4 protein-coding genes are annotated in these 3,039 nt (G+C 48.6%); all 4 read left to right on the top strand.

Translation table 11 applies throughout. The features are described 5' to 3' along the window. The first annotated feature begins 230 nt into the window (after window positions 1-230). The 4 genes from ACYVJM_RS31960 (at window position 231) to ACYVJM_RS31945 (ending at window position 2,928) form a co-directional block, all read left to right on the top strand. Window positions 231-680: an excisionase family DNA-binding protein gene (locus tag ACYVJM_RS31960; protein ID WP_461152183.1), complete on the top strand. Its 450-nt coding sequence runs from the start codon at window positions 231-233 to the stop codon at window positions 678-680. Then, on the top strand, window positions 677-1,246 hold the full coding sequence (locus ACYVJM_RS31955; protein ID WP_461152182.1) for a PIN domain-containing protein: 570 nt from the start codon (window positions 677-679) through the stop codon (window positions 1,244-1,246). The genes ACYVJM_RS31960 and ACYVJM_RS31955 overlap by 4 nt, the downstream gene beginning before the upstream one ends. Window positions 1,247-1,556: 310 nt before the next feature. Further along, window positions 1,557-2,102 (top strand): hypothetical protein, encoded by a 546-nt coding sequence (locus tag ACYVJM_RS31950; protein ID WP_461152181.1) that lies wholly within the window; start codon window positions 1,557-1,559, stop codon window positions 2,100-2,102. 190 nt (window positions 2,103-2,292) lie between these two features. After that, complete coding sequence (locus tag ACYVJM_RS31945; protein WP_461152180.1) at window positions 2,293-2,928, top strand: LD-carboxypeptidase; 636 nt, start codon at window positions 2,293-2,295, stop codon at window positions 2,926-2,928. Window positions 2,929-3,039 lie beyond the last annotated feature (111 nt).

The following is a 3,039-nucleotide window of genomic DNA, read 5'->3' as shown; positions in this document are numbered from 1 at the left end:
GTTTTGAGCTGCTTTTTCTTAACTGAGAAAGGGAACCGAAGGTAGAAAATCCGATCAGCCTGATTAGACAACCAAAAGTCAAGTTAGAAAGCAGAGTTGTGCAACAGCCACGAGCGATTACTGAGACACTGGTTTTAATATCTGTCAAACTATATTCGTCACGTACAGTCTCTTTGAACTTTGTTTCGTTTATTTCGTTTAGTAACTTTGTACCTTAAGACGATAAGTAAATGGAAGCTGTGCTAGAAAAGCCTACCCTACACGAACAACGCGTAGCGCGTGAATCGCTCTTTGGTTTTACTGCCGCTCTAGCGGAAAGAACCTCCGATAGTGTCAACATCCAGATACAGGAAAGTCAACAATCGTTCACCATTCCCACCAAAGCGCTCGAATTGCTTTCCTTCATTCTCTCCAGCATGGCGGAGGGAAAAGCCATTTCGCTGGTACCCTCGGAGGCTGAACTTACCACCCAGCAGGCCGCCCATATGCTCAATGTGTCTAGGCCACATATTGTCAAGCTGCTAGAAGGAGGCGTAATTCCCTTTAAGAAGGTAGGGAGCCATCGCCGAATCTTGCTCGATGACTTACTTACTTATGAAGTTCATCACAAAGCGAACCGAAAAGCGAATCTGCGGTTCTTGGCCGAGCAAGCCCAAGACCTCAACCTGGGTTACGAATGATTCATTTGCCTAAGTTTGTTGCCTTACTTGATGCTTGCGTACTCTACCCAGCACCGATTCGAGATCTGTTGCTAAACTTAGCGGATGTCGAGTTGTATAGTCCTAAGTGGACCGATCGAATCCATCAGGAATGGACCCGCAATCTGCTGTTGAACAGACCTGAACTAACGTCGGATCAGGTAGAACGGACTACCCAAGCTATGAACAACGCCTTTCCCGATGCAAACGTTGTCCACTACGAAGCGTTGATTGACTCACTGGCTCTACCTGACCCAGACGATTGCCATGTACTAGCGGCAGCGATTCGTTGCCAAGCCAACGTTCTTGTGACGGCGAATCTCAAGGACTTCCCCGGTGCCATACTGAGCCTATTCGATCTCGAAGCCCAGCACCCTGACGAATTCATCGTCAACCTGATCGATCTGGACTCAAGAAGAGCTCTGATGGCCTTTGACCAACAGGTTTCCTATCTGAAGAAGCCACCTATGACACCTAGACAAGTCTTGGAGAACTTCAAAAAAGTAGGTCTTAAAGTAACGGCTGACCGATTGACTAGCTTGTTATGAAGCCAGGATCTTCCCCATTACCTCTCTTGTTTGAACACGGATTTATATCCCCTCAACCAATGGCGTGTAAGTATTGGATAATCAAAGCTGCCTACTGATGAGCGTTTCCCCGTCTCGCCTAGGAGCGAATTGTGAGAAAATGCTCTTTTTAATATCTGTCCAATGTTATCCGTCACATACGAGATTTAAAAACACATTTGAACTGGTCACTTATGGCAGAAATTGACCGGTTGCTCAATATAATCTCCCCCTGCTTGCGGCTCGATCGATCTTCACGACTAGAGTAATCCCTACTTTAGCGACCCTGATCATGAAAACGATTTTTCTCCCGTTATCGCTGTTGATGCTGCTCAATCTGACAGCATACGCCCAGCGAACCGAAGTTAAAAACCTGACCATCCGCCAGTATCAGCGCGAATTTGACCGGCTCATCGCTCAGGGCTATCGGCCCCTAAACGTGTGGGCTAAAACATTGGGGGTCTTTGATTACCAGCCCGGCGAACGGCCCCAGCTGGGCTATTGGGGTATTTTTGAGAAACGCCCCAACACCACACCCTGGGTGGCGCGTCATGGGCTGAGCCAGGAAGCCTACCAGCGCGAGTTCAACTCCTGGACCCGCCAAGGTTATATGCCAACTGATATTAATGTGGCCTTTATGGATGGGCGCACGAGCTACTGCGTTATTTACGATAAAATACCCAATCACCCTGCCTGGGTGGCACGGCACGGGCTGAACTATGCTGACTTTTCGGCCACTAACACTGATCTGATCCAAAAGGGCTACCGGCGAACAATCACCACCCAATGCCAAACCCCGACTGGACGAATACTGGCGGGCCTGTGGGTAAAGCGGTAGGAATGAAGTGAGGGAAAACCCTGACGTAGGCGGACAGTGCGGGATGCTTCAGGGGTAAATGGCCGTCGTTCAATCGGAGGGTTGACCAGACGATGCAACAGTACTTGTTAGCTTGATCCTTGCTAGGCTGGCTAGCCGTTAACCGCTAATACACCGTTTACTTAACCAAGCCGTAAGGCTGTGAAAGCCGATGAAGTTAGTGAAACCAAAAGCCTTAAAACCCGGTGATAAAGTCGCCGCCATTTCACTTTCTTGGGGAGGAGGGGGCGAACTACCCGAGCGATACCAACAGGGAAAGCGACAGTTACAGGATATATTTGGGGTGGAAGTTGTTGAAACCACGCATGCCTTAAAGTCAGCTCAGTGGATTTATGAAAACCCGCAGGCACGAGCCCAGGATTTGATGGAAGCCTTTGTCGATCCATCCATAAAAGCGATTATTTCCATGATTGGTGGGGACGATAGTTGCCGGATCTTACGGTACGTGGATGCTGCCATTATCGGGCAAAATCCGAAAATATTTCTGGGCTTCTCCGATAGCACCATCACGCATTTTCTTTGTTTGAAAGCGGGGCTATCCACCTTCTACGGTACGTCTTTGCTAGTTGGCTTTGCCGAAAACGGGGGCATGCATCCCTATCAAATTGCCGATATTAAGCGAACGCTCTTTTCAGGGGAGGTGATTGGCCAAGTTAATCCCAATGAGATGGGGTGGACATCCGAGCTACTGGACTGGTCGAAGCCCTCTTTCCTAAGTAGGAAACGAAAATTAGAACCGAATCCAGGGTGGAATTTCCTGCAAGGGGAGACTGTCTTAACCCCCTGAATGGCTGGACAAAATTGTAAAAACAGTTTAGTCCTACTACATTCAGAAATCATGAGCAAACTAAGGCGGAGTTTTACTCCCGAAGACCGCTACTCCATTGTTCAGGAGGCC

This window comes from Spirosoma pulveris (genome assembly GCF_054781875.1).
This window is presented reverse-complemented; position numbering and strand designations above follow the sequence as displayed.